A 26,012-nucleotide genomic window follows, 5' to 3' on the forward strand; every position below is an offset into this window, starting at 1 on the left:
CCACAGTTGCAACCTACACAATTGACCGCACATACCCAACGAGTTCGGTTATGTTTTCTTTTTTTGTGCAGTCTATCGGCTTAGAAAACGCAGCCAACATTCCTCTCTCGTCAGACGTCTTTTTCCTCTTAAAGAATAAACTCACTCGAAACATAGCCATAATTAATTTGTTAGGGCGGTCAAGGTTATGGTAGTTGAAGCCGCCTCTTAGATAGAATAGTTTAACTGTGTTTTTTTCTTCATCCGAAAAATTGTTCCGCCAAACCTCATCCACTATGCCGCTTTTGGGAGGCGAAGCACCAACGGCAAACACAACCACCCGCCGCTCCGAGAGATGAACCTTTTTACGCAGAAGCTTTAACCCGTTGATTCCCACGGCATGCAGACTGCCCCCGAAAACAATCAAGTCATATCCAGCCAGTTTTTGAGCATCAATTTCTCTTGCCTCAAAGAGGTCTGCTTTGAGGTCTTCAGCTATCCACTGGGCATATTTTTTGGTGAAGCCAGATATGGAGCGGTAGACAACGGCGATTTGAGGCATAGACATCTCGAGGTTAACTTGTGGTGGAGGGATTAAAGCTTTAGCAACGTTGAGGCGCTGTTTGATACGTAATCTTTGGTTTAGACGAATTTCTTCTTGAAATAAAATTTTGATTCGAAAAAGAATGGCGGTTGAAAAAAGTGTAGCTTGGAGGCGCCTAAACTTAGGCGAGGTTGTTGCAGGTTACCCGAATTTTGCTAAAACTTCCCGCCCGAAATCAGTTATCTCCAACGCATAGAATTCGTAGGGTCCCATTCTTTTCGGTGTATCAAGCACTTCGATGAGCCCAGATTTTGAGAGGTGCCGCACTGCATCGTTTAGGCCTTCAGGCATCAACCCTGTCCTTTTATGGACTAGGTCCACTTTGACTAAGAGGCCCTTTTCAAACTGAGATAAGGCGACAAGAACACGTTTAGCTGACTGGTCAAGCATGTCAAAATCGTCTTGTTCAAAATCTTCAACCATACAAAACACCTACCCCTAACTATAGCAATCTAAACATAAAAACCATTTGAAATAACGACTACGTAAATTCTTTTTGTGCTAAGTCATATATTAAAATATTTAAGCCTGGCAACAGCTTCTTTTTGTTATAATTGTATGTAAATTAACAAAAAAAGTGTTATAGAATACATTATTATACAATATTTATCCCAAAAAAGTAAAAAAACTCACTAGACGTACATCGGTCTTAAAAGCACACCGCAGCTTCGCCTATAGTTAACAGGAGAAGGCTTTCCTGTCAAGGAGAAAGAAAATGAAAAAAAATAAATTTATCGCAATTTTGATCGTCACACTTCTGGCGATCTCTATTGGGACATCAGCAGTAGTAAACGCACACACACCAGCATGGAATATCCCAACATACTGCTACGTAAGCGTTGCACCAAACCCCGCAGGGGTAGGTCAACTCGTGACTATCGGCATGTGGGTCCAGATACCTCCTCCCACTGCAGCTGGAACAAACGGAGACAGATGGCATGGCTTCACAGTCAAAATCACCGATCCAGACGGTAAAGAAACAACCTTAGGCCCCTTCACTTCAGACGCTACAGGCGGAACATGGACCAGCTTCACACCCGACAAGGTAGGTAACTACTCGTTTGTAGTCAACTACCCAGGCGAAACCTTGAAAGGTGAAAACCGAGCCGCACAAAACAATCCATACATCGGCGACTACTTCATGCCCTCGACTAGCGAAAAAGCCTACCTAACAGTACAAGAAGAACCCATACCCCAACTTCCGATGGCTCCGATGCCCTCTCAATACTGGACACGCCCGATCTATGCAACCAACTACCCATGGTATCAAATTAGCGGTAACTGGCTAGGACTAGGTGCGCACTCATTCGCCGCAACAGGAAGATATAACGCCACAGGAAACTACAACCCCTACTCTAACGCGCCGTTAGCAGCACACATCATGTGGACCAAACCGGTTGCTTTCGGAGGCCTTATGGGCGGAGAATACGGCGGAGACGACACCAGCAACTACTATTCAACCTCACAATACGAACCAAAATGGGCACCAATCATAATGAACGGCGTAATGTACTACACCAATTTCCCAGGCAGCTCAACTAACCAAGTAGGCTGGTCAGCTCTAAACTTGAGGACTGGCGAAACAATCTGGACAGCTAACACTACTGACATTCTCAAATACGGACAGATACTTGACATGGTTAACCCCAACCAATTCGGAGGCATAGCATATCTTTGGGCTGTACCCTCTGGGCAAGGTGGATTCGGAGCGTCCCCAAGCACATACAAGTTGTTTGATGCTATGACTGGGCAGTACATTCTAAGCATCGTCAACGGCACTGGGATGAACATTGTTTCAGACGCAGGCGGAAACCTCATCGGGTACTATGTTAACTCGAGCAGAGCAAATCAATGGAACGCACCCACGCTGAACTGTTGGAACTCAACACAAGCGATCTTCTACCCAGACAGCCAGTACATAAAGGGCGTTACCTCTGACAGCTGGAGCTGGAGACCACGACAAGGCGGTGTAATTGACTTTGGCCGTGGAGTGATGTGGTCAAAACCGCTAGCTACCAACTTGACAACTGGCGCTTTCCCAGAAGGTTCCTCTTTAACGATTAACAGAGTAGACTGCGGAGTGGTACTTCTCAACGCCGTGGGCGCCACATATTACAATATAGGCTGGCAAGTTGACGCTGGATACAGTGCAGAAGACGGAAGACAACTATGGATAACCAACAGAACACTAACACCATTCACAAGAGACCAAGTCACCAAATCAGGCTTCGGCATGTACTATTACATTGAGTCAGCCACAGGCAAAATTAGAGCATACAGCTTAGACACAGGAAAACTAGTATGGGGCCCAGTGCAGCTCTCAGGCGACAACGGAGCAGTTCCAGTTCCAAACCCCTACAACAGCATCGGAGGCTACCAAACCGAAATCGCTGACGGCGTTCTATACATCATGGGCTTCGGAGGCGACATATGGGCAATCAACGCACTCAATGGAAAACAAGTGTGGTACACAAGCACGAACAAACTCATAGGTGAAGCAGGCTCAGACACTCCATACGGCGTATGGCCTCTGTGGGTTTTCAGCGGAGGCTCAATAGCTGGAGGAGTATACTTCCTAAACGTTGGCCACGAGTACAGTCCACCGCTTTTCCGCGGAGCAAAACAGCTTGCAATAAACATTACCAACGGAGAACTGGTCTGGGAAATATCAGGCTTTGACGTCACAAACGCAGCTACAATCGTTGACGGATATGTAACAGTGTTAAATGCATACGACAATCAACTCTACACATACGGCAAAGGTCCAAGCAAATTAACTGTCACTGCTCCCCAAGTTGGCGTTACCACTGAAACACCGGTTGTTATCAGAGGCACAATCACCGACATAGCAGCAGGCACAAAACAGGAAGCACAAGCAGCAAACTTCCCCAACGGCGTTCCATGCGTTTCAGATGCAAGCATGAGTCGATGGATGGAATACGTCTACATGCAGCAACCTATGCCAACCGACGTAAAGGGTGTACCAATAACCATAAGTGTCCTTGACTCAAACGGCAACTACCGACAAATCGGAACTACAACAAGCGATGGAAGCGGAATGTTCACTTTTACATGGACCCCTGACATCCCCGGTGACTTTACAGTGGTAGCCAGTTTTGACGGCTCAGAATCCTATTGGCCGTCATCAGCTGAAACATCTTTCCACGCAACCGAAGTCTCTAAAGCAACTACAGCCCCCATAGAGATTCCGCAATCAGCCGCTGACCTATACTTCATTCCCGCAATAGCAGGTATATTCGTTCTAATCATCATAGTGCTAGTTTTGCTAGTAATTATGATGACGAAAAAACGACCATAAACAAACCATGGGCATAAACTGCCCAGCCCCTTTTCTTTCAATTTTTTTACATCTTTAGAAGCCGAAATAATTCAATTTCTCAGCTAAAAATATGAAGTGGACCGGGGGGGATTTGAACCCCCGACCTCTTGAGTGCAAGTCAAGCGTTCATACCAGCTGAACTACCGGCCCGCCACTTTCCCAAACAGATGCATTTCGGTGATATTTAGCTTTTGCCGCCATCCTCGGCGGCTCAACGAAAAATAAACAAAAACAGAATAAACAGAGAAACTAACCCTTATGGCTTTTAGTATCGGTTTCTGGGTCGTGGGGGGCGTTTTTTTGCCCAGCATTCGCGACAGTATACGGGTCTGTTCGGGTCAGGTTTGAATGGAACTTCGCAATCTTGGCCACATTCAGAACAGGTTGCCTTATGCATTTCTTTTGACACTTGCTTTTCAACTCCTTGCTACCTTTTTTGTGCAAAAGTCGGTTTTGCACTTTGACTTTAATCGGTTTAGGTTGGATATAACATTTTTTATTGCGAGTAATTCGTGTGTCGGCTTGTTTTGTATGTGATTTTTGGTATTTTCTATGTTTATTTCTGCTTCACAAAGGCTTTTAATTCGGAATCTGAATAAAACCCATGAGAATTCGGTACAAAATACTGCTAATTCTCGGCTTAATCATGATCTGCTTACTTGGTTCTCTGTATCTTCTCGCAAATACAATAGCATTTGGCACCATCGCTAAAATGGAGAACGCTTACTCTTCCACCAACGCCCAACGATTCGTCAAGAACCTCAATGTGGCTTTGGTTGCGTTGAATACGACGGTGAAGGATTGGGCTGCATGGGACGAGACATACCAATTTATAGACGACCATAACCCTGCGTTTCTTGATTCAAACTTAATGGATGTCACATTTCAAAATTTAAACTTGAATATGATGCTATTCTTTAACCAAGAGGGACAGTTTATCTATGGAAAAACTTACGACCCAACAGATAAAACTGGCACCGAAATTAACCAAAAAATGATCCCAGAGATAGTGATTGGTTACTTATTGTCAAACAGCTCTATTAACTCAAATGAAGGGTTAATCTCATTCAACGGTTCAACAATGCTCGTAGCGGCACATTCAATACTTACAAGTATGCAAGAAGGACCCAGCCACGGAACACTAATAATTGGTAGATACCTTAGTTCCGAGTTAGAAAGCCTCTCAGTCTCAACAGGTTTACCAATTTCTGTAGCCTCTTTCGGTGACCCAGAAGCAGATGAAGATTTTAAAACTGCAACCCACTTTCTTTCCCAGCAGTCACCCATTTATGCTGCACCCATCAACGAGACCAGTACGGCAGGCTATGTTTTGCTTAATGATGTGGCGGGTAAGCCACTTATTATAGCTAAAGTGATTGATGAGAGAGTGCAGTATTTTCAGGGTAAATCAGCGATTTTTTACGCTACAGTTTTCATTGTAGGTACTGTTTTGGTAATATTCTTTGCGATAGGTATTCTTTTAGATAAGTTTGTAGTTTCACGGATAAGTTACCTAAACGACTCGGTTATCAAGATCAGAAAAACGGGTGATAACTCAAAAAGAGTAGCACTCAGTGGCAACGATGAACTCTCAAGCCTCAGCGAAAACATAAACGAAATGCTTGATGTTATCGATAGTCATACCTTGTCGCTGGAGAACACGGTTAAAGAGCGTACCAAAGATTTATTTGAAAATAAAAAGAAGCTCCAAAGCATTCTGCAGGCTTCCCCTGACGCTATCATCGCCGTTGACATAGACGGCTATATCACTGAATGTAACAATCAAGTCACCGCCATAAGCGGGTTTGATAGAGAGTATCTCTTAAGCAAACCTTCTATAGAGTTTATTCCCGAGGAGCATCGGTCAAAGTTAATCGAGCAAATGCAGAAGATGATACAGAGAAAAAACGGTACTGAACGTTTCGAGACAGTGTTCCTTAAGAAAGATGGCTCGACTTACCCTGCAGAGTTTTCAGTCAAGATACTAAGAGATGAAAATGACCAACCGCTTGGGTATGTGGGAATTATTAGGGATTTATCGGAAAGAAAACTCTTAGAGCAACGCCTCTTGAAATCCCAGCGACTGGCGGCTATAGGCGAATTGGCGGGGATGGTTGGGCATGACATCCGTAACCCATTGGCAGCGATTAGGAACGCACATTACTACATCAAAAAGAAGTGTCGCGGCTGCATGAAAGGGGAAATTCTTCCGATGCTGGAGATCATCGATAAGTCCATCGATCATGCTGACAGTATAGTTAATGATTTGTTGGAGTATTCTAAGGATTTAAAGTTGGATTTGGTTGAGCGTTCGCCTAAGGAGCTTTTAGAAAAAGCTTTAAAGTTGATAAAAACGTCACATAACGTTCGAGTTGTTGATTCTACAACCGATACAAAACTCAAAGTAGACGAAAACAAAGCACTACGGGTTTTCGTTAATTTAATTAAAAACGCTTTTGATGCTATGCCTCGGGGTGGGACGCTTGAGGTAAAAAGCGCCCTAGACGAGCAAGGTCAGGTGACGATAACATTTTCGGATACAGGTGTCGGTATCCCCTCTGATATGCTGCCTAAAGTGTTCACCCCCCTGTTCACGACTAAAGCGCAGGGTATGGGTTTTGGTTTAGCCATTAGTAAAAGAATCGTAGAGGCGCATGGTGGTCACATCTCAGTTAAAAGCGAAGTCGGCAAAGGAACAACCTTCACAGTTGTTCTTCCAACGGAACCAACTGCAAACCACGACGTAGTCAACGATGACTTAACTGCTGATTTTTAAAAAGTTATATCCTTAGATGCCTCAAACAATGTTTAGGAGGCGCATTTAGTGGAACTTAAAACCGTAAAAATAGAACCACCCAAAGACTGCAACATAATTCTGGGCATGGCACATTTTATCAAAACCGCTGAAGACCTCTACGAAGCACTCGTGAATTCTGTACCGACTATCAAGTTCGGTTTGGGTTTCTGCGAAGCCTCAGGACCCTGCCTAGTTCGCCACGAAGGCAACGATGAGGAACTGCGGCGTTTGGCGGCGGAGAAGGCTTTGGAAATTGGTTGCGGTCACAGTTTTGTGATTTACCTCAAAAACGCTTATCCGCTTAATTTGCTTGGCAGAATCCGAGATGTACCTGAAGTCTGCGCAATCTACGCGGCGACTGCTAACCCGCTTGAGGTGGTTGTTGCTGAGACGGCGCAGGGCCGAGGTATCCTTGGCGTGGTGGATGGGTACAAGAGCAAAGGGATTGAGACTGACAAAGACATCGCTGAAAGACGCGGATTCCTCAGGAAAATCGGCTACAAACTAAGCTGATTGTTCTGCGATTATGGTTTTGAGTAGCGACTGGTCGATGTTGCCGCCTGTCACCATCAAAACCACAGTTTTGCCGCTGAATTCTGTTGGTTTCTCCAAAAGCATGGCGGCTCCCGCCACACCTGAACCTTCCACTACCAAACCTTCATTGGCGCAGAGCAGATAGACGGCTTTTCTTATTGAGGCTTCTTTAACCAAGACAACTCGGTCCACGTATTTTTGGGCGATGTCAAAAGTGATGGAGTTCTGCTCTATGCCCCCTGAGAGTCCTTCGGCGACGGTTGTGGGTTCATGTCTATGCGCTGGGATGATTCGTCCCGCTTTGAGGGATTCATACATAATTGGCACTGCCTGAGACTGGACTCCGATGACCTGAGCAGATGGTTTTAGGCTTTTAACGGCGATGCTTATCCCCGAAATCAAGCCGCCGCCACCCACTGGTACAACCACCACATCCACCTCTGGCCGCTCCTCAACAATCTCTAAACCCGCAGTGCCATGCCCCGCCACGATAAAGTCGTCATTGTAGGGTGAAATGTAGAGGCGTCCCTCCTGTTGTGCTATTTCTTTGGCTTTAGCTTCTGACTCAGGGTAGTTCGCTCCAAAAAGCAGCAAGTCCGCTCCAAACCGCCGAATCCCTTCAACCTTAACTTGCGGCGTGTTGGTTGGCACAACCACTTTAGCTGAAAAACCGATTTCTTTAGCGCCGAAAGCCACCGCTTGCCCATGGTTACCTGCGGAAGCTGTCACGACGCCCCGTTCTTTTTCTTTGGCGGTGAGGTTGAGGAGTTTGTTCATGACGCCTCTGATTTTGAAGGAGTGGGTGGGTTGCAGGTTGTCCAGTTTGAGGTATATGTCTCCGGCGCAGAGTTTGCTGAGGAATTCTGAGCGGCAAAGAGGCGTTACTTTGGCGTATGGGGCTATGGTTTTTTGTGCTTTCTGAATATCTTCGAGTGTAACCATGACTGTCACCTAAAAGACCATTAACTTGCCTTTAATTGAAGTTGTACCAATAACTATTTTAGGTTACTCAAGAATCAACCAGTAACAAATCTTAGTGATATTTTATGGCTTCATTAGAAAAAAACCTAGCCCAACTCAAAGCGTACCGCGAACAACAATCCGAAGAACAACGCCAACTAAAAGAACGCATGGACAAAATTAAGCACAAAATCGCCATCATAAGCGGCAAAGGCGGCGTCGGCAAAAGCACCGTAACCGTCAACTTAGCCGCTGCCTTCGCTTTGCAAGGCAAAACAGTCGGAGTGCTCGACGCAGACATTCACGGCCCCAGCGTGCCCCGCCTTTTAGGGCTTGAAGGTAAACAGGTTAAAGCCAGCCCCATCGGTGCTTTCCCAATAGTGGGTCCATTGGGCATGAAGATTATGTCTATTGACTTTTTCCTCAACGAGGCGTCGCCTACTATTTGGCGTGGACCACTTAAGATGCGAGCCATCAAACAGTTTTTGGCTGAAGTGGTTTGGGGCGAACTCGATTACCTGTTCATCGATTTGCCTCCAGGCACAGGGGATGAACCTTTGAGTGTGGCGCAACTGTTGCCTGACATGGACGGCGTCGTAATAGTGACCATGCCCAGCCAACTCTCCAGTGGCATCGTAAAGAAAGCCATAACCTTCGCAGACGCCCTGCACATGCCCACCATAGGAGTGGTGGAAAACATGAGTGGCTTTGTGTGTCCGCATTGTGGCAAGAAAACTGAGATTTTCGGTTCAGGTGGCGGCGAAGCGATGGCGAAAGAGGCAGGGGTAGCTTTCTTGGGCAGCATACCTATCGACCCCAAAGTCGGCGTCGACACCGATAAGGGTACACCGTTTGTGATCGCTCATAAGGATTCGGCTGCCACTAAAGCGTTCATGGATGTTGTGGCGAAAGTGCAGAAGTACATTGAAGCAAAGAAAGAAAATTAAAAAGGGTTGAGAGATAAAACTCTCTACAATTTTTTTTTTAGGCCAAAATGGTTATGCTTTTGTTAGAGTAATCTCTATTGTGGAAACCATTCTGGACCTGTTTTCGCCTTCACGTGGTGGCATCTCGGCAGTGCCGATTGCGATTTTGCTGACTTTAAGATCTTTGATGAAGCGGCTTCTGGTGATTTCGGCTACGTCGACTGCGGTGGTTATTGCTTGGCCTCGTGCTTTTAGGGTTATTTCTTTTTGGGCACCACTTGAGAACGCTGTTATGATGGCGAGCACATAGCTCATGGGTGGTTTGTTTCCAACGAAGATTACGTCACTTGCTTTTTCAGACATGTATATTTTCAACTCCTTTTTTACGTGGTTTGTGCGATGTAACGTTCGAGCTGTCTCTCCTCATTGGGAGTGCGAACGTTACCCTCTTAGTACGCGAAACTTCCTTATAAATCAGATTTCAGATTAACCATCACACGGCTAAGTGGACGGATGATAGGGGAACTCGCATCCTTAGGTGCAGCCATAAGCTGGGCCATAGCACCATTACTGTACCGCAAAGCACTGCAGAACACTAAACCACTCTCCGCCAACATAGTGCGCTGCGTAACAAACGCGGCGGTGTTGGTTGCCTTTTTGGTGGCGTTTGGTTTATGGGGGGTTTTAGCAAGTTTACCGCTTTGGGTTGTCGCTGTTACCGTAGTCAGCGGGTTTTTGGGGTTAGGCGTCGGCGACACCCTATACATGTATGGGCTCAAAGCGATCGGCGTCTCCAGAGCTGTCCCTTTGGTCTCCTCTTACCCGCTGTTTAGTCTCGTATGGGCAGTGTTTCTGCTGGGTCAACCCCTGTTTTTGTCTGCCGTGGTTGGTGCTGCGGTTATTCTGGTTGGAATATGGCTTTTGAGCACCCAAAAAATCCCTGATGAAGCAGCAGTTAGAGGCAGGCGGGTTTGGCTTGGCGTCAGCTTGTGCTTGGCTACGGCGTTTGTGTGGTCGGTAAGCGTCACGATGATGGATTGGGCAGTAACTAACGTCACCGTTGATGGTTTAGGGGCTAACTACGCGGTGGTAACCGTTCGAATCGCCGCCATGGCTTTGCTCTTGATAGCGATATCCCCTTTGATTGACCGTGACCGCAGTTTTCTAAAAATGAACCGTCGCACCGTTGCCCTACTTTGCATTGGGGGATTAGTCGCTAACGGTTTAGGATGGTTTTTGATGAACTACAGTTTCCTACAAATAGACCCCGCCCGAGCAATCCCCATCTCCTCAACATCGCCCCTGTTCGCTGCCATCGCAGGCTTCCTGTTTCTCCGCGAAAAAGCTTCACTCAAAACCATCATTGGGGCAGTTGCAGTCGTGGCAGGCATAGCCTTGATTTTCATATTGTAAAGAAGCGCTATAGTTTTATATCCCAAAAAGGTGAAGGTGCAAACAGGGAATCTTGATGTCTGTGTCGCCGGGTCTAAGAGAAATTTTAGCTAGAAGAATCGCCGGAGAAATCATACTTTCAAGCAGGCCCGGTTCGACCATGCGGAAATGGCGCGAGTTATTCGCGGTTTCACAAACTAGCCTCAGCGAAGCCATGGGATTATCCTCTTCAGTTGTAAGCGATTACGAGAGCGGCAGACGCAAAAGCCCCGGAGCAAAATTCATCCGCCGATTCGTGGTTTCATTGATTTCTATTGACGAAAAGAAGGGCAGTCGCTTCATCCGAGAATTCGCCAAACTCACCAGTTCACCGAGCATGGCCGTGGTGGACTTGCGGGAGTTCCCAATCCCCGTCCGAGTGGAGTACCTCTGCAAAGCCATCGGCGGCGAAGTCGTGGCTTGCAAAGACAAATTCGTCAAAGAAGTCAACGGCTACACCGTCATAGACAGCCGTAAAGCAGTCGAGGCTTATTCTGGTTCTGAGTACGCACAGCTGTTTGGGGCAACCACAGATCGAGCGCTGGTCTTCACCAACGTTGACGGCGGCAGCTTGCCGATGATGATTATCCGCGTTAGCAGCCTCAAACCCCGCGTTGTCATATTCCACAAAGCCCAACCCGACGAAGAAGCCATCCGCATAGCCGAATACGAACAGATACCGCTGATTTATTCATCTGCCCCCAGTGTTGAGCAGCTGGTTATGTCGCTGCGTAAACTTTACCGTATCGCGTTGCGGATAAAGTTGGGTAAGAAGAGGGTGCGTCCACCGCCAAAAATAAGCGCCTAAAAGATGGGCTTCATTTTTCTTGCAATATTTATTTAAACTTGAAGCGCCAAACATAGCGGATATATTAATTAATATATGTAATGCTGTACAATCAGATACCGAGGATGGCATGGTTTGGCTTGGTACGATGATCCCATAATCGTGTTGGCAGTCGCTTTAGTGATAATCATCGCCGTCGGCGTAGTTGTTTTTGCTATGCGCAGATACAGCAGCAACAAAAAAACAACGCCAACCGCACCCAAAGCTGAACCATCAAAACCGCTGCAACCTACCCTTGACCCCCTATACACCTCCGCAGTGCCGTTTAGGGTTTCTAAAAGCATCCCCGCTACAACAGCCGCCTCCGCCAAAGACGAGCTGCGCATGCTCGATTTGGAACGGGAAATCCTCGGAGACGCCATCCGACGCCTCTACGAAGCCCAAGCAGAAGGCAAAATCACCGAAGCTGAACGCGAACGCCTAGCAGCCAGCTACAAACAACGTATGAACACCATAAAAGAATCCATCGCCAAAGACGAATCCATCATCGCGTTACACGAGTTAGAAAGCATGCAAGAAGACCTCATGAAGCTTTTCAGCGAACGTTTCGGCGAATTAACAAGCAAAGTAGAGGAACTGCGCGGACGCATAGATGTCAAACCGATCCGTGAAATCCCAATTAAGCCAATTCCAACTACACCCATCCAGATGGAGGATGAAGAAGAGGAGGAAGAGGCAGAAGAGGAAACCGCTGAAGCAAAAACAGGCGAGAAAAAACCTGCAAAGAAGCGCAGCAAACCGCCAGAAGAGAAACCAACCCCAAAGAGCGAAGCGGAGCGCCGCATAGAGTCAATTCGAAGCGAAGTTGAGAAAGTCTTAGACAAGTTAGGACAGATGGAAATTGAAAGCTAGCACAGACCCCATAGTAGAACAGAAACAGAGAGCCGCACTGGAAGCTGTTAAGCACGTCCAAGATGGGTTTATAGTGGGTTTAGGCAGTGGCAGCACAGCCGCCCTCGCCGTCGAAGCCCTCGGTCAACGTATGAAAAACGAGAAAATCAAAATCTTGGGCATCCCCAGCAGCTACCAAGCATTCCAGTTGGCAGTCGACTGCGGTATCCCAATTACAACGCTCGAGGAACACCCAGTTATCGACGTAACAATCGACGGCGCAGACCAGCTAACGCCCGAACTCTACCTAATCAAAGGAGGCGGCGCAGCATTAGCACGCGAAAAAATCGTTGCCGCATCCTCCAAGCTGAACATAATCATCGCGGACCAAAACAAAAAAGCCACCTATCTAGGCGCAAACAACCAGTTCGTCCCAGTCGAAGTCATCCCCTTCGCCCTCGCCCCCGTCAAACGCAAACTCAGCGAACTCGGAGCTAAACCCGTCGTTCGGGAAGCTAAAGGTAAACTCGGTCCACTAATAACTGACAACGGCAACGCAGTTATCGATGCCTATTTTGGGGAAATCAAAAACCCCGCCGAACTCGCGGTTAAGGTGAAGATGATTCCAGGTGTGGTTGAAACAGGGTTCTTTGTGGGCTTAACAGACATAGCCTACATAGGAACGGATAGTGGCGTAGAGAAGATTACTAAACCAAAATTTTAACCGCGCCATTTTGCTGTGTTCTACACCATTCCCATTTAAATAAGGGAGGGGACCTCTCCGCAGAGACGTCGCGTGCCGCATCGTTTTAGCTGATTCTTATGGCAAATCTCTTATAGCACAAACAAAGAAACCCTAATTGACCCAACATGAAGAGCTTAGTCGTTTACTACACCCGAACCGGCACAACCCGCTTCGTCGCCCAAACCATCGCAGCGGAACTCGGCGCTGACCTCGAAGAAATTGTAGACCTCAAAAAACGCGAAGGCAAACTCGGCTGGATCATAGGCGGCAAAGACGCCTCTCAAAAGAAACTCACCAAAATCGCGCCCCTAAAAAGGTCGCCTGCCGACTATGATTTGTTGGTTATTGGGACGCCGATTTGGGCTTGGGCACCTACACCAGCCGTTAGAACATACATCAGCCAAAACGACTTAACGGGCAAGAAGGTTGCTTTGTTTTACACTTTCGGTTCAGACATGAAACAAGCCGCTGAGCGAACCAAAGCGTTACTAACCAATGCTAATGTGGTAAGTGAGTTGCCTTTAGTTGATCCGATGGGCAAAAAAGAAGAGACAGAACAGAAAATCGCCGAATGGTGCACGTTGCTAAAACAGTTTTGAGTGTTTCAATAAACTCCGCAACCCCAACAATTTACGCTTCTGTTCTTTCAGTTAATCCAGTTGACAACCGTTTTATCTTGGTGTGTGCATCGGTTTACTGGTGAATTTTGTGGATCATACAATCATTCATTTTGAAATCCCCGCTAACGATGTGGAGAAGATGAAGAAATTCTACTCGACGCTTTTCGGTTGGAAAATCGAGAAACTCGAAGGTATGGAATACTACTCTGTAACAACGGTGCCCATGGATGAAAAAGGCAACCTGCTTCGCCCCGGCGTCAACGGCGGTCTCTACAAAAAAGAGCAGCCCCAACAGCAACCGGTAAACTACGTCTACGTGGAATCCGTCGAAGAATACAGCAAAAAAATAGCCGATTTAGGCGGAAAAATCGTAGTTTCAAAGACGGAAGTTCCCGGTATGGGTTGGTTTGCTCTCGCCCAAGACCCAGAAGGCAACACCTTTGGCCTCTTTGAAGTAATGCCGATGGCTTAGTGCAACTTGATTTTCGGTTAAGGGTTAGATAAAACGGCCCTCACATGCAACCCCTTGTTTTAACATCATTTTATAAAAACACCGTGGGTTTTAACTAAATTTGTACTAAAAGCTGATAAACCCCTTCTTTCACTACTTGCCTATTCAACGCTAGAAGGGACCCATATAGGCTGCGGCATCTTTGGCGCAATAAACTACGAAAACCACCCAGTATTCCCCTACGTTTACTGGGGACTCCGTGCCCAAAACCACCGAGGACACCAATCACACGGATTCCTCACATATAACAATGGACAGTTCTACTCATACAAGAACCTAGACCTTGTACCGAAAGTGAAAAGCAACGCCATAAACGAATGGTTCGGGCGCCTCCCCGGATCAGTCGGCATCGGCAACGTCCGCTACACCACTTCAGGCAAATGCGACGATGTATCCATCGTACAGGGCACCCAGCCCTTCACGGCCTCCGCGGACGGCGTCAAAATCGCTTTGTCCTTCAACGGCAACATCGTCAACACTTTACCGCTTAAGAAAGAGATGGCTCAGAATTTCCCAAACTTCATCTATAACTGTGACTCCGATTTGGTCTGCCACAAAATGCTCCTCTCATACAAAAAAGACAAAGATTTGGTTGCAGCAGCCAAAGCAGTTATGGAAAGCCTCGACGGAGCATTCAGCGTCACAGGCATAACAGGCGACGGCGACTTTTTTGCCTTCAAAGACCCGCATGGTATAAAACCTCTCTGCGCAGGACACGACCCTGAGGGCAAAACTTTCGCGTTTTCCTCGGAAACCGTAAGCTTTGACATGAACGGCTTCGTCCGAGACTTCGAGTTAAACCCCGGCGAACTCGTGATCGCCACAAAAGACGGGTTTAAGCGAATTCAAGTTATCCCCAATCCTCGCCCTGCCTTTTGTGCCTTCGAATTCGCTTATTTTGCAAGACCAGACTCAATTTTTAACGGCAAATACGTGTACGAAATTCGGGAGGAATTCGGACGTAACATCGTTAAAGAGAACCCTGACGTCGTGAAAAACGCAGACATCATAATGTCAGTGCCTGAAACAGGCGACGACCCCGCGATGGGCGTCCATGAAGCTTCAGGACTCAGGTGGGAACGTGCATCCCGCCGCCACCGCTACGTTACTGAACGCGCTTTCATTTTGCTCAACGCTGAACGTTACTCAACCATCGACAAGAAAATCAACATTTTAGGAGCCAAAGTCAAAGACAAACGTGTCATCATAACCGAAGACAGCATTGTCCGTGGCGATACAACCAAAGTTATCATAGAGAAAATGCGGGCTGCAGGTGCAAAGAAAGTCTATGTCTTTGTCACTTTCCCCCGAATCATCGGCCCCTGCTTCTACGGCATCGATATGTCCAGCTACGGTCAACTCGTCGGTTCACGCCACACACCTCAAGAAATCGCCAAAATCATCGGAGCCGACGGCGTATGCTACCAATCCATCGAAAACCTCGTCCGCGCAACAGGCAAAACCGAAAACGAACTTTGCCTTGCCTGCATAACCGGCAAGTACCCAACGCCCTGTGCACAGAAAATCGCTGACGCCATGAAGAAACGCTTCGAAGAGGGCTATGAAGAGAAGGGCCGTATCTACGAGAACGATGAGGTTCAGCCGTAACTCTATTAAGCGTTCCCTCTAAAGAGTAGAGCAAGTAACGGTGTATCTTGGATGGAGACGATAGGTGTCCTGTTGGTTTCTTATGGCGCAAGAGAAGTTGCCATGGCAGATACGCTTCTGCGCAGCAAAAACTACCACGTTGAACTCTACGTTGCCGACAAACAACGCAACCCCTTCAACGCAGGACACGCCACAAAACACGCAGTTATTCCCAGCTTGGATGTTGGGGAGATCTGTAAATTCGCTCAAGAAAACAAAGATCACCTCGATTTTGTTTTGGTGGGATCTGAGAACCCCATCATCAAAGGCATCCGCGACTTAATCGAAGAAAAAACAGGCATCCCCGTTATCTGCCCCAAAAAAGCTTACGCCATCGAGGAAAGCAAAGTCGCTCAACGTGTCCTTTTCGAAGAAATCGCGCCCGATGCTAACCCCCGCTTCAAAGTCTTCGACCCAGCTATCTACAAGACAGAAACCGACGTCAAAGAAGCCGTTTATAGATGGCTAGATGAACTGGATAATCAAGCTGTCGTCAAACCTGACAAACCCGCGTTAGGCAAAGGCGTCGGCGTCTGGGGCGACCACTTCGCCACCCGCGAGCAACTCTTTGAACACTTCCTATCCAACTTCAAATACGGCTCAGTCATAATCGAGGAAAAAGTACCTGGCGAAGAATCCAGCTGCATGGGCTTCTGCGACGGCAAACACTTCATCCCACTTCCCGACACACGCGACTACAAACGCGCCTTCGACGACGACCGCGGACCAAACACAGGCGGCATGGGCTCCTACAAAGACTCAGCCGACTACCTGCCATTTCTCACCGCAGCAGACCGCGAATCCGAGTTGGCACTGGCTGAGAAAATCTTTACGGGTTGGCGAAAGAAAATCCCAGACGACACCGCCCTGCGTGGGGTGCCGCTGTATTTGGCGTTTATGCATACGGGCAAGGGTATCAAAATCCTCGAAATCAACAGCCGCCCCGGGGACCCTGAAATCATGAATTTGCTTCCAGTAATAAAAGACGACTTTGTCGATGTGTGCCTAAAAATGGTGGACGGCACCTTAACCAGTGTTGCTATGGAGAAGTCGGCGACGGTTCTAACCTACAAGGTTCCACCAGACTATGGCGGCTATTCTCAAGTCTACGCCGACAAAGTCGTTCAAGCCGAAGTGGGCTCTCCGGTTGATCTCTCAAAAGCCGAAGCCCTCACCCAAAAGTACGGTGACAAAATCCGAATCTACCCCGGCTCCATGGAAATCCGCGACGGCAAAAACTACGCACTCAAATCTCGCGCAATCGGCGTCTTAGGTATCGGCGACAGCATCGAGGAAGCCCGCCAAATCAGCCAAGAAGGAGCCAAAGCCATCACAGGCGGCGCCTTGTGGAACCGCACCGACGTCGCCAGCAAAGAGCACATAGCTAAAAGTATCAATCATATGTGTATGTTGAGGGAAAAGATTTGAAACGACTCTTTATTTCAGACTGTGAAGGACCCATCTCAAAAAACGACAACGCCTACGAGTTAGCAGCAAATTTTATTCCGAGTGGAGACAAACTCTTCAGCAACATAAGCAAATACGACGACGTATTGGCGGATGTGCTGGAGAAGTCGGGTTACTCCGCTGGTAGCACGCTTAGGCTGATTCTGCCGTTTTTCAAAGCATATGGCTTAACTGATCAGCAGGTCGAAGAGTTTTCAGCCAAAAACATCCTTCTTCTCGCAAACACCCAAGCCACACTGCGCCACATCCAACAAGTCGGCGACGCCTTCATCGTCAGCACCAGCTACGAACAATACATCAAAGCATTATGCAAAGCTGTCGAGTTCCCCTACCAAAACACTTACTGCACCAAACTAAACCTCGACAACTACACCATCACACCCCAAGAAGCCGAGAAACTAAAAACTTTTGCTCAAGAAATCGCCCAGATGCCCCTAATAGAAATCCCCTCCAACGCGGTTGCGCTTGGAGATTTCTCACCCGTCGACCAAGCCAGCCTCAAACGCTTAGATGAAATTTTCTGGAAAGAAATCCCGCAGATGTCAGTGGGTAAACTGTTAACTGACGTTGTCACCATCGGGGGCGAACAGAAAGCCCAAGCCATCCGTGACGCCGCAGAACGCTCAGGCGTGCGACTCTCCGACGTGATGTATGTGGGTGACAGCATAACCGATGTGGAAGCCCTCAAACTTGTTCGCGAAGAAGGCGGCTTAGCAGTTTCCTTCAACGGCAACAGCTACGCAGTTAGAAACGCCGAAATCTCGGTCTGTTCAGAAAGCAACCTGGTTCTCGCCATAGTAGCTGACATATTCTGTAGGTTGGGTAAAACTCCTGCTATGAAAGTTTTCATGTACTGGACCCGCGCTGCAGTCGAAGAAAGCGGAACCAGCGGCGCCCTCTTGCGACAAGCCTACAAAGTCTACCCCCGAACCCTGCCGCGACTAGAAATCATCACCCCCAGAAACGTCGATGCCCTCGTCAAAGAGAGCAGCGAGTTTCGAAAGCAAGTGCGCGGAGTCGCTATCGGGAGACTCGGCTAGATGAACCCAAGAATTGATGACACATTCATAGAAGCCTTCGAAGGCATATTCTGCCGCGTAATCGTAACCGCCGACGATGTGGAGACACTGTGCAAAGCCGCGTCGGATTCAACTGCAACTCCTGCAACGGTGATTGGCAGAACTGAGGGCGGCGTCGAACGCTACCTTAGCGCAGACCAAACCCCTGACGGCAGAATCGGCGCAATCTTGCAGTTCTGGGGACAAATCGACCCCAAAAAAACCTTCGAACAGTCGCTAGAGAAATTCGAGAAAGAACTCAGCTACCGCATCCGCCAAGACATCCTCGTAAAACCTTTCACAGCAGTTTTTGATGCCTTGCCAAACGCTGAAGGCAAATTGGACATGATGGAGAGGGTGGGGCACTGCGGTGACGGTTACGAATGGGTGGAGCAACGTCACGGTAGAGAAGTCATCGTGGTTCCTTTGATGGTTCCTGACTTCGTCATCGAACACTACATCGGTTACGCACGTGGAGTGGCAGGCGGCAACTTTTGGTTCATGTGCACCACTAAAGAAGCGCTCAAAGAGGCAGGCAAGAAAGCCCTCGACGCAATCCACGAAGTAGACGGCGTCGTCACCACGTTTGACATCTGTTCAGCAGGCAGTAAACCCGAAACCCATTTCCCCCAGATTGGACCCACAACCAACCACATTTTCTGTCCCTCACTCAAAGCCAAACTGGGCAAAGAATCCAAAGTGCCCGACGGCGTAGGATACATCGCCGAAATCGTCTACGACGGCATCTCAGTTGAAGCCCTAAAAGCAGCCACAAAAGCAGGCATAGAAGCCGCCCTAACCGTTCCCGGAGTGGTGAGGATCTCCGCAGGCAACTACGAGGGCAAACTGGGCAAATACAAAATCCAACTCAGCGAGATATTCCAATGACAAAATTTGACGTAATCGGTTTCGGCGCACTAAACGTTGACACGCTTCTTAAAGTGGATAAGATAGCGGGCGCTGAAGAAGAAAGCTTCATCTACGATTACACCGAAGCATGCGGCGGTTCAGCAGCCAACACCATGGTTGGGTTGGCGAGGTTGGGCTGTAAAGTCGGCTTCATAGGTAAAGTCGCCGACGACCACGAAGGCAAACTGCAAATAGAATGCTTCCAAAAAGAAGGCGTAAACACAGAAGGCATCATCCATGCAGCCAAAGGCAAAAGTGGTGTTTGTCTTGGCTTCGTGGACAAAAAAGGTGCACGAGCCCTCTACATTAACCCCGGCGTCAACGACAGCATCGAATTCCGAGAACTAAACGCCAAATACATAACCGACACTCAATTCCTACATTTGTCCTCGTTTGTGGGTGAGAAATCTTTCCGTGTTCAGAAGAAGTTGATGAGTTTCTTACCTGACAGCGTTAAAGTCAGCTTCGACCCAGGTTCGCTTTATGCGCAGAAGGGACTGGCGGCGATTGAGCCCTTAATCCAGAACTCTACTGTTATGCTGCCTAACGCAGTAGAACTTGGACTCATTACAGGCACCTCAGACATTCCCGCGGGAGCCCAAATGCTGCTTGACATGGGAGTCGAAATAGTCGCCGTCAAGTTGGGCGACAAAGGCTGCTACGTCACCAACGGAGAAGAAAAGAAAACCATCCCTCCCTTCAAAGTCCAAGCCATCGACACCACAGGCGCAGGCGACGCCTTCAACGCAGGTTTTCTCTACGGATTAATCCACAACAAACCCCTCTTCGAATGCGGCAGACTCGGCAATTACGTGGCTTCCAGAAGCGTGATGAAGATGGGCGCACGCGACGGCTTGCCATATGAAAAAGATTTGACGCTAATTTAGTGTCTACAACTGCGGAGCGGCGGCCGTTTGAGTTCATCAAACGTGTTTTTCTAAATCCATCTTGTCTTAACTTCTTTGACCTGCTTGATGTGCCTGTCGTCAGTTAAAATACAATCGCACTCCAAAACAATTCCAGTCGCTGCTATGATTGCGTCGGCAGTCGGCAACTCAGCGTATTTGCATCGGAGTTTCGCCGCTTGAGCAAAACAAGCATCTGCGTCCTTTAGGAGCCGCTTTTGTTGTGTGGCCTTCGTCAGAATAACGCTTATCAGTTTCTATGTATACATTATGTATAGTGAATAATGATGGCGAGACAGATTTCGGTCTCAAACGAAGTCTACGAACTTCTCCTAAAACATAAAGGCAAAAAAAGCTTCTCAGAAGTAATCAAAGAAAGCCTGTCCGAAAAAAAGAAAAAAACCGACATAATGAGATTCGCAGGCGTCATGAAGGACGAAAAAGAGAAACTTGAAGAACTAAAAAAACAGGTAGCCGCCGAAAGAGAAGCAAATTACGGTCGAACATTTGAAGTGGAACAATGACGTTAATAGACACAAGCGTTATCATCGATTTCTTAGCTGGCGACAAAAAAATTGTTTCCTTGATTGAAGAAATCGCCGATAAAGGCGACGTAAAGACAACCAGCATAACCGAATACGAATTACTCAAGCACAAAACAAAACTAAAACGCCACCTCGCCGAAGACTTCCTCTCTGAGCTGACCGTTTACCCTTTCGATTCAGCCGCCGCCAAAGAAGCTGCCAAAACATACAAAGAGTTGCAGGATGCAGGAAAACTGGTCAACGAAAACGATTTACTCATTGTGGGAATCGCGCTGGCTAACGATGAGGTATTACTGACCAGAGACCAAAAACTCGCTAAAATAAACAAAGACAGCGTCAAAGTCGTCTAAAATAGACCTTTCAGTTTAGGCGACCCCCAAACGCAATGCATCCAATTGCCACCTTGTAGAATTCCAAAAACCGACATAATCGCTTTTGCCTCTTTATATAAGGGAGGGGAGGTACTCGGTGAGAGGTCGCGTGGTTTTCAATGTTCAGTGTTTAGTTAAAATGCGTGTTGTCCAGTACAGAACAAGACTGAATAAGTGTTTACATTTTTAAGATGAACCGAATTGAAAGAAGAAGGGGTGGTTTTACTGTTTTTTGAGTTGGGCGTATGCTTCTTTTTGCATTGCCTCAAATGCTTTGGGGTCTTCACGCAAGACCTTTGGGATATAGGCGCACGCTGGGTCTGAAGCGAACAAGTCGCCAGTGTAGTATTCAGCGCGTGTTCTGCATCCGCCGCAGATTTCTCGGTATTCGCATACTCCACATCTGCCTTTGAGGTTGTTCTTGTTGCGTAGTTTGAGGTGGAATTCGCTTTTCTGTAGGTCTTCCCATGCCTGGCGCAGTTTGGTTTCTTTGACGTTGCCGACTCTGTAGCCTTCGTGGAAGCCGCAGCTTCGGTAGTCGCCGTTTTCTGTGATGCCGATGTAGTTGCCGCCGATGGTGCATCTGCCGAGGTAGCCTTCGTTGAACCAGTCCCAGAAGTCCGCTGTGTTTTTCTGTTTGACTATGCGAGCGTAAAAGGGCGCATATACGTTGACTTTGACTTTGCCGTAGAGTTTACGTTGGATTTCGTAGATTTCGTTAAAGGCAACTTCGTATTGTTCGGGTGTAGGGGCGATGTCTTCCATGTGTTCGCCTGCTCTGCCGACTGGTACGAGGTTGTGATAGACCACTGAACGTGCATGGTATTGCTCTGCCAACGCTGCAGTGTGTGGCATCTGGTGAATGTTATGCTTAGTCATAGTTGTGACCAAGCAGTCGAGTAATCCGACGCTGCTAAGTTTCTGCATAGCATGCATCGCTTTATCGTAGCCGCCGGGGCGTCGGATTTTATCGTTCATGTCTCGTTCGCCATCGATGCTTATGGCGGTTTTAACGTTATACTTTGTTAATTTGTTAAAGCGTTCTTCATCCCACGCATAGCCGCTTGTAATCAAACTCACGTTTAAGCCGTGTTCTTTTTCGGCGTATTCGATGATTTCCCAGATGTCTGGGCGAACCAATGGCTCTCCGCCGCTGATTCCAAACCATTGTGAGCCAAAATCTGCTATTTCATCAACCATATGTTTAGCTTGTTCAGTGCTTAGCTCTTGGTCTTTTGCGTAGTCTTTAATGTAGCTGCAGTAGGTGCAAGAGCCAACACAGTTTCGGGTACAGCGCCAAACAACCATGAACAAAGGGGTTGTGGTAGGATTCATTCAATTCACGGAGAAACATAAGATTTGCCTAGCTGATATAAAACTTACTCTAACAAACCATGTTTCTACATCTGCCCTCTCCATGCAGAAGCAGCCAACCAAACCCCCTATTCAGAAACGGAACTGCTTATTTTACGCCGATTCTGCAGGAACCCCTCAACCACAAAAACCGCCAAAGCCAAACCCGTAATGAGCGTCAATAGCGAAAAGAACACTTTGAACTCGTAATTCTCAACCTCAAAATGCACCGCAAAAATCACAAGCTCCACCACCAAAATCCCCAAAAAAACCGCCGCGTACAACCACATCTTGGGCACTAACCTGCGACCCAGCCATACTTGTCCTTTGAGCGAGGCTTTTTTTGCCACCCAGTACTCGCCGAACTCGTTCTTGGCCAAATAGCCTGCGTCTTCAAGCTTCTGCAGATGCCGATACGCCACGCTTGGGCTGCTGAGGTTGACGCCTTTGGTTACGTCTCTGGGTCCGACGGGTTTGTGTTTTTTTGCTACGTAGAGGTAGACGTTTAGGGTGATTCCCTGCAGTTCCTCGGCTTGGGACATTTTTTCATCTCTGCCTATTTCTGCATTAGTGCGGTTTTAGGCGTATTAGCTTTGCTAATAAATTTAGCTGGTTTGCTGGTTGTCAACTGTGCCCTCCATAAACTGCTTTTGACTGTTCTCGGTTGTTTGGTGATTTTTTCTTTCGCTGTTGAATTTTTACTCAAAAAAACTTTGTTAAAGCCCAAAACACCGCCCAAAACAGCTATTTCGGCATGTTCGCGAAAAAGTTTAATAAGTCAGCGCTTAGAATTACCTCTTTATTTGAGAAGGTTATCGAAAAATGAGTAACGAATCACAACTAGTTGTAAACCCAGCACCACACATACACAGTCCAATGACAAAAAACCGCATGATGCAATTAACATTCTTCGCAATACTCGCCACACTTATTGTCTCAGCAGCTTTATGGTCTCAAGTCACAACTACCTCTGGATGGAACCTAGGCGTAACCGTTGTCGTATGCATAATCATCGCAGTCGGTCTAGCCGTAGCGTTTGACTTCCTGATCGGCAAAGCAGCAGCAGACAGTGAAGTTAACACATGGTCCGCAGCAGTTTTTGGACTAATAGTTGTTGCATGTTATACTCTTGGCGTACCCGCCATGAACACTGAAACTGGCTTGCCGGTTGAAGCGCCCCTTGCATTCTACTACGTTGCAATAATTACACTTCTCGGGTTGGTCGTTTTCAAGAAAGTTATGAGTCTAGCAGGACGAAAACCCGTTAACCCCGCTGCAGCAGCCAAGTTCCTTGTACTGCTTCCAAGTTTGCCCGCAACCCTTCTAGCAGTTGACCACCTAAGTACAGGGCCACTCGGTGTTCCATCTTTGGCAGGTCCAATAGGCGCAGCTCCTACAGCAATTGGAACCAACGGCATGGCTGGCTTTGGTAGCTACCTACAAGGTTGTTACGCAAACCCCATGAACATGATGGGTTCATTGCCAAGCATTGAGCAACTTATGATTCTTGAAAAGTACCACGGATGGACCGGTGGAGCATGCAGCATCGCAGTCATCATCGCAGGCATCGCGCTTTTCGCAATCGGACGCAAATACTTCAAATGGAAAATCACCGCCAGCTACTTAATCGCTATTTCAGTAGCTTCAATCATATTCTCACTGATCTTCGGAGACGCAGATCTCACAACAAGACTACTATTTGAGGTCTTCATGGGTAGCTCCATATTTATGGCGTTCTTTATGGCAACAGACCCCGCGACAACACCCTACAGTGGAATCGGACAAATCATCTTCGGCGTCGGCCTCGCAATTCTAACCATACTGATACAAACCTTTATGGGCTTCTTCGGCGGCTCTTTGCTAGCATTGTTGATCATGAACCTCACAGTGCCCCTTATCGACAAGGTACGCATCAACAAACCCTTCGGGAGATGAACAAAATGGCAAACTTAGTACATATACCAGAAGTTAAAGACGTTGCAAGAAAAACCCCCATCGAAGTCTTCCCAGACCCCAAAATTGCAGTAGTGCTAACCAACCAGCAGTCGGGAGCAACAAACCTCCCACTGGTTAAAGTCGGCGACACAGTAGCCATCGGCCAAAAAATCGCAGACACCAAAGAACGCGTCAGCGCACCCGTCCACAGCCCCATAAGCGGCAAAGTCATCAAAATCGAAAACGCCTTCAACAGTTGCTTTGAAGCACCAACCGAAGCGATATTCATAGAAAACGACGGCAAAAAAACCAAAGACAAAACCCTAACACCCATCAAAGAATCCGAATTAGCCACCACCAAAGTAGAAGATTTGCTGAAAATTATCCGCGAAGCAGGCATCATCGGCATGGGTGGCGCAGGTTTCCCAACCAGCGTCAAACTCGCAGTACCAGCAGACAAAAAAATCAAACAAATCCTCGTCAACGGCGCGGAAGGCGAACCATACGACACAGCAGACGAACGCATAATGATCGAGCGAACCGCAAACTTGGTTCGTGGTGTACGCGTTATCCGCAAGATTTTGGGCAACCCCAAAGTTATCGTCGTCACCAAAGACAGCAAAGTCGAAGCGGTACCTAAACTCCAAGAAGCATTCAGTAAAGAACCAGACACCGAAGTTATCGCGAAACACCTCACCTACCAGCAAGGCGACGCAAGCATGATGCAGAAAGCAATCTTAGGCTACGAAACCCCTGCAGGCAAACGCAGCTACGAAATGGGCACCATAGTCCAGAACGTTGCAACCATCAACGCAATCGCAAACGCAGTTTTCGAAGGTGAACCCCTCATAAGCAGAGTCACCACCCTAAACGGCGATGTCGCAAACCCAAAGAATCTCATGGTTAAAATCGGCACCCCCATACGCGAAATCCTGAGCGCAAACAACGTCACAGACTGCGGCTCAGTCGTAGTTGGCGGAGTCATGATGGGCACTGCACTGCAAACACTCGATTCGCCAGTCACCAAACGCACCTCAAGCATCATCTGCTTCAACAAAGCACACGCCAAACCCAAAAAACCAACAGCCTGTATCCACTGCGGTAGATGTGTCGACGCATGTCCAGCACGCCTCCAACCAGTAGCAATCTACAATGCCGTCATCAAAGGTGACTTTGCGAAAGCTGAGAAACTTTGGGCAAAAGACTGCATCGTATGCGGAACTTGCTCCTATGTTTGTCCAGCCCGATTGCCGTTAGCTGCTAACGTCAAGATGGCCCGCTCTTAGGGCACACACTTCTTTTCCCTTTATTCTTTTTTAAAAACCCGCTTTCTCTTTTAGATTCACGTTAAGCTGTTGCTCGTTTGTTCAAACATAGCGGATTTAGTTTGCGAATTTCACGTTGCAAAGCTTTCAAGCATTAAGCTTATAAACACGCCACTATGTAAAATAGAAGTAAAGGGATTAAAATTGGCAGAAAACAACAAATTTAAACTATCAAATATCTTCGACGGCATCATTATTCCGCTGATTCTCGTCTTGCTCATCTATGTCTTTGCGGTCTATATCAACGTTGGCGGTCAGCATCATATTCTTGGTGCGGATAACGTTATTGCGGTTATTCTTGTTTCTGGCTTTGCTGAAATGATCATCCTTGGTGTCCCCTTGGTTCTGGGTTTGCTCTGGAATAAGTGGGCT

At 47.5% G+C, this 26,012-nt stretch carries 27 protein-coding genes and 1 tRNA gene; 20 read left to right on the forward strand and 8 right to left on the reverse strand.

The features are described from left to right. Positions 1–13: 13 nt before the first annotated feature. Positions 14–541 (reverse strand): flavodoxin domain-containing protein, encoded by a 528-nt coding sequence (locus NWE96_02165; GenBank protein ID MCW3982783.1) that lies wholly within the window; start codon positions 539–541, stop codon positions 14–16. A gap of 183 nt (positions 542–724) precedes the next feature. After that, positions 725–1,006 carry a hypothetical protein gene (locus NWE96_02170; GenBank protein ID MCW3982784.1) on the reverse strand — a complete coding sequence of 94 codons (282 nt, stop codon included), beginning with the start codon at positions 1,004–1,006 and terminating at the stop codon, positions 725–727. A gap of 292 nt (positions 1,007–1,298) precedes the next feature. Here NWE96_02170 and NWE96_02175 point away from each other — a divergent pair, with 292 nt between their 5' ends. Next, a complete protein-coding gene (locus NWE96_02175; protein MCW3982785.1) occupies positions 1,299–3,902 on the forward strand; it encodes a hypothetical protein in 2,604 nt (867 codons plus the stop codon). A gap of 97 nt (positions 3,903–3,999) precedes the next feature. Here the strand turns inward: NWE96_02175 and NWE96_02180 are convergent. Both NWE96_02180 and NWE96_02185 read right to left on the reverse strand, forming a co-directional pair. After that, a tRNA-Ala gene (locus tag NWE96_02180) sits at positions 4,000–4,073 on the reverse strand. A 115-nt stretch (positions 4,074–4,188) separates the two neighbouring features. After that, positions 4,189–4,320: a hypothetical protein gene (locus NWE96_02185; protein ID MCW3982786.1), complete on the reverse strand. Its 132-nt coding sequence runs from the start codon at positions 4,318–4,320 to the stop codon at positions 4,189–4,191. A gap of 207 nt (positions 4,321–4,527) precedes the next feature. On the opposite strand from NWE96_02185, the gene NWE96_02190 reads away from it, so the two are divergent. After that, positions 4,528–6,699, forward strand: a complete 2,172-nt coding sequence (locus NWE96_02190) for a PAS domain S-box protein (GenBank protein MCW3982787.1) — start codon at positions 4,528–4,530, stop codon at positions 6,697–6,699. 48 nt (positions 6,700–6,747) lie between these two features. After that, on the forward strand, positions 6,748–7,233 hold the full coding sequence (locus NWE96_02195) for an adenosine-specific kinase (protein MCW3982788.1): 486 nt from the start codon (positions 6,748–6,750) through the stop codon (positions 7,231–7,233). On the opposite strand, the gene NWE96_02200 is transcribed toward NWE96_02195, so the two are convergent. Next, complete coding sequence (locus tag NWE96_02200; GenBank protein MCW3982789.1) at positions 7,225–8,196, reverse strand: threonine/serine dehydratase; 972 nt, start codon at positions 8,194–8,196, stop codon at positions 7,225–7,227. The two genes, NWE96_02195 and NWE96_02200, sit on opposite strands and share 9 nt — an antisense overlap. Positions 8,197–8,300: 104 nt before the next feature. Here NWE96_02200 and NWE96_02205 point away from each other — a divergent pair, with 104 nt between their 5' ends. Next, positions 8,301–9,161, forward strand: a complete 861-nt coding sequence (locus NWE96_02205; GenBank protein ID MCW3982790.1) for an Mrp/NBP35 family ATP-binding protein — start codon at positions 8,301–8,303, stop codon at positions 9,159–9,161. A 51-nt stretch (positions 9,162–9,212) separates the two neighbouring features. On the opposite strand, the gene albA is transcribed toward NWE96_02205, so the two are convergent. Further along, positions 9,213–9,503 (reverse strand): DNA-binding protein Alba, encoded by a 291-nt coding sequence (gene albA, locus NWE96_02210; GenBank protein MCW3982791.1) that lies wholly within the window; start codon positions 9,501–9,503, stop codon positions 9,213–9,215. Between the two features lie 150 nt (positions 9,504–9,653). Here albA and NWE96_02215 point away from each other — a divergent pair, with 150 nt between their 5' ends. The 13 genes from NWE96_02215 (at position 9,654) to NWE96_02275 (ending at position 21,006) form a co-directional block, all read left to right on the forward strand. Continuing rightward, a complete protein-coding gene (locus NWE96_02215; GenBank protein MCW3982792.1) occupies positions 9,654–10,553 on the forward strand; it encodes a DMT family transporter in 900 nt (299 codons plus the stop codon). 55 nt (positions 10,554–10,608) lie between these two features. After that, positions 10,609–11,379 (forward strand): helix-turn-helix domain-containing protein, encoded by a 771-nt coding sequence (locus NWE96_02220; GenBank protein MCW3982793.1) that lies wholly within the window; start codon positions 10,609–10,611, stop codon positions 11,377–11,379. 114 nt (positions 11,380–11,493) lie between these two features. Beyond that, positions 11,494–12,270: a hypothetical protein gene (locus tag NWE96_02225; protein MCW3982794.1), complete on the forward strand. Its 777-nt coding sequence runs from the start codon at positions 11,494–11,496 to the stop codon at positions 12,268–12,270. Next, positions 12,260–12,973 carry a ribose-5-phosphate isomerase RpiA gene (gene rpiA / locus NWE96_02230; protein MCW3982795.1) on the forward strand — a complete coding sequence of 238 codons (714 nt, stop codon included), beginning with the start codon at positions 12,260–12,262 and terminating at the stop codon, positions 12,971–12,973. Before NWE96_02225 ends, rpiA begins: the two co-directional genes overlap by 11 nt. 146 nt (positions 12,974–13,119) lie before the next feature. Then, the gene (locus tag NWE96_02235; protein MCW3982796.1) at positions 13,120–13,593 is read left to right on the forward strand and encodes an NAD(P)H-dependent oxidoreductase; all 474 of its coding nucleotides are present in this window, start codon (positions 13,120–13,122) and stop codon (positions 13,591–13,593) included. Positions 13,594–13,702: 109 nt separating this feature from the next. Beyond that, positions 13,703–14,086 (forward strand): VOC family protein, encoded by a 384-nt coding sequence (locus tag NWE96_02240; protein MCW3982797.1) that lies wholly within the window; start codon positions 13,703–13,705, stop codon positions 14,084–14,086. A gap of 333 nt (positions 14,087–14,419) precedes the next feature. Further along, positions 14,420–15,733: an amidophosphoribosyltransferase gene (locus tag NWE96_02245; GenBank protein MCW3982798.1), complete on the forward strand. Its 1,314-nt coding sequence runs from the start codon at positions 14,420–14,422 to the stop codon at positions 15,731–15,733. Positions 15,734–15,784: 51 nt separating this feature from the next. Then, the gene (locus tag NWE96_02250; GenBank protein MCW3982799.1) at positions 15,785–17,200 is read left to right on the forward strand and encodes a hypothetical protein; all 1,416 of its coding nucleotides are present in this window, start codon (positions 15,785–15,787) and stop codon (positions 17,198–17,200) included. After that, positions 17,197–18,279, forward strand: coding sequence for an HAD hydrolase family protein (locus NWE96_02255; protein MCW3982800.1), 1,083 nt, complete (start codon positions 17,197–17,199; stop codon positions 18,277–18,279). Before NWE96_02250 ends, NWE96_02255 begins: the two co-directional genes overlap by 4 nt. Then, positions 18,280–19,185, forward strand: coding sequence for a formylmethanofuran--tetrahydromethanopterin N-formyltransferase (locus NWE96_02260; GenBank protein ID MCW3982801.1), 906 nt, complete (start codon positions 18,280–18,282; stop codon positions 19,183–19,185). It begins immediately after the preceding gene. After that, positions 19,182–20,093: a carbohydrate kinase family protein gene (locus tag NWE96_02265; protein ID MCW3982802.1), complete on the forward strand. Its 912-nt coding sequence runs from the start codon at positions 19,182–19,184 to the stop codon at positions 20,091–20,093. The genes NWE96_02260 and NWE96_02265 overlap by 4 nt, the downstream gene beginning before the upstream one ends. Positions 20,094–20,398: 305 nt before the next feature. Continuing rightward, positions 20,399–20,635, forward strand: a complete 237-nt coding sequence (locus NWE96_02270; protein MCW3982803.1) for a hypothetical protein — start codon at positions 20,399–20,401, stop codon at positions 20,633–20,635. Further along, positions 20,632–21,006 carry a type II toxin-antitoxin system VapC family toxin gene (locus NWE96_02275; protein ID MCW3982804.1) on the forward strand — a complete coding sequence of 125 codons (375 nt, stop codon included), beginning with the start codon at positions 20,632–20,634 and terminating at the stop codon, positions 21,004–21,006. Before NWE96_02270 ends, NWE96_02275 begins: the two co-directional genes overlap by 4 nt. A gap of 243 nt (positions 21,007–21,249) precedes the next feature. On the opposite strand, the gene NWE96_02280 is transcribed toward NWE96_02275, so the two are convergent. Both NWE96_02280 and NWE96_02285 read right to left on the reverse strand, forming a co-directional pair. Beyond that, a complete protein-coding gene (locus NWE96_02280) occupies positions 21,250–22,362 on the reverse strand; it encodes a radical SAM protein (GenBank protein MCW3982805.1) in 1,113 nt (370 codons plus the stop codon). Positions 22,363–22,469: 107 nt separating this feature from the next. Next, positions 22,470–22,922 (reverse strand): hypothetical protein, encoded by a 453-nt coding sequence (locus NWE96_02285; protein MCW3982806.1) that lies wholly within the window; start codon positions 22,920–22,922, stop codon positions 22,470–22,472. Between the two features lie 280 nt (positions 22,923–23,202). On the opposite strand from NWE96_02285, the gene NWE96_02290 reads away from it, so the two are divergent. From NWE96_02290 to NWE96_02300, 3 genes are all read left to right on the forward strand, one after another. Further along, the gene (locus tag NWE96_02290) at positions 23,203–24,315 is read left to right on the forward strand and encodes an RnfABCDGE type electron transport complex subunit D (protein ID MCW3982807.1); all 1,113 of its coding nucleotides are present in this window, start codon (positions 23,203–23,205) and stop codon (positions 24,313–24,315) included. A gap of 5 nt (positions 24,316–24,320) precedes the next feature. After that, positions 24,321–25,601, forward strand: a complete 1,281-nt coding sequence (gene rsxC, locus NWE96_02295) for an electron transport complex subunit RsxC (GenBank protein MCW3982808.1) — start codon at positions 24,321–24,323, stop codon at positions 25,599–25,601. Between the two features lie 183 nt (positions 25,602–25,784). Continuing rightward, the coding region (locus tag NWE96_02300; protein ID MCW3982809.1) for a hypothetical protein at positions 25,785–26,012 on the forward strand (228 nt) is incomplete at its 3' end.

This window comes from Candidatus Bathyarchaeota archaeon, from assembly GCA_026014685.1.
Taxonomy (GTDB): Archaea; Thermoproteota; Bathyarchaeia; order Bathyarchaeales; family Bathycorpusculaceae; genus Bathycorpusculum.

Coding starts and splice junctions, on each gene's coding strand:
- NWE96_02200 (MCW3982789.1), bottom strand. CDS start 8,196: ATGGTTACACTCGAAGATATTCAGAAAGCACAAAAAACCATAGCCCCA.
- NWE96_02250 (MCW3982799.1), top strand. CDS start 15,785: ATGGAGACGATAGGTGTCCTGTTGGTTTCTTATGGCGCAAGAGAAGTT.
- NWE96_02265 (MCW3982802.1), top strand. CDS start 19,182: ATGACAAAATTTGACGTAATCGGTTTCGGCGCACTAAACGTTGACACG.
- NWE96_02270 (MCW3982803.1), top strand. CDS start 20,399: ATGGCGAGACAGATTTCGGTCTCAAACGAAGTCTACGAACTTCTCCTA.
- NWE96_02260 (MCW3982801.1), top strand. CDS start 18,280: ATGAACCCAAGAATTGATGACACATTCATAGAAGCCTTCGAAGGCATA.
- NWE96_02275 (MCW3982804.1), top strand. CDS start 20,632: ATGACGTTAATAGACACAAGCGTTATCATCGATTTCTTAGCTGGCGAC.
- NWE96_02220 (MCW3982793.1), top strand. CDS start 10,609: ATGTCTGTGTCGCCGGGTCTAAGAGAAATTTTAGCTAGAAGAATCGCC.
- rsxC (MCW3982808.1), top strand. CDS start 24,321: ATGGCAAACTTAGTACATATACCAGAAGTTAAAGACGTTGCAAGAAAA.
- NWE96_02290 (MCW3982807.1), top strand. CDS start 23,203: ATGAGTAACGAATCACAACTAGTTGTAAACCCAGCACCACACATACAC.
- NWE96_02235 (MCW3982796.1), top strand. CDS start 13,120: ATGAAGAGCTTAGTCGTTTACTACACCCGAACCGGCACAACCCGCTTC.
- NWE96_02205 (MCW3982790.1), top strand. CDS start 8,301: ATGGCTTCATTAGAAAAAAACCTAGCCCAACTCAAAGCGTACCGCGAA.
- NWE96_02215 (MCW3982792.1), top strand. CDS start 9,654: ATGATAGGGGAACTCGCATCCTTAGGTGCAGCCATAAGCTGGGCCATA.
- NWE96_02190 (MCW3982787.1), top strand. CDS start 4,528: ATGAGAATTCGGTACAAAATACTGCTAATTCTCGGCTTAATCATGATC.
- NWE96_02185 (MCW3982786.1), bottom strand. CDS start 4,320: ATGCATAAGGCAACCTGTTCTGAATGTGGCCAAGATTGCGAAGTTCCA.
- NWE96_02285 (MCW3982806.1), bottom strand. CDS start 22,922: ATGTCCCAAGCCGAGGAACTGCAGGGAATCACCCTAAACGTCTACCTC.
- NWE96_02165 (MCW3982783.1), bottom strand. CDS start 541: ATGCCTCAAATCGCCGTTGTCTACCGCTCCATATCTGGCTTCACCAAA.
- NWE96_02280 (MCW3982805.1), bottom strand. CDS start 22,362: ATGAATCCTACCACAACCCCTTTGTTCATGGTTGTTTGGCGCTGTACC.
- NWE96_02175 (MCW3982785.1), top strand. CDS start 1,299: ATGAAAAAAAATAAATTTATCGCAATTTTGATCGTCACACTTCTGGCG.
- NWE96_02170 (MCW3982784.1), bottom strand. CDS start 1,006: ATGGTTGAAGATTTTGAACAAGACGATTTTGACATGCTTGACCAGTCA.
- albA (MCW3982791.1), bottom strand. CDS start 9,503: ATGTCTGAAAAAGCAAGTGACGTAATCTTCGTTGGAAACAAACCACCC.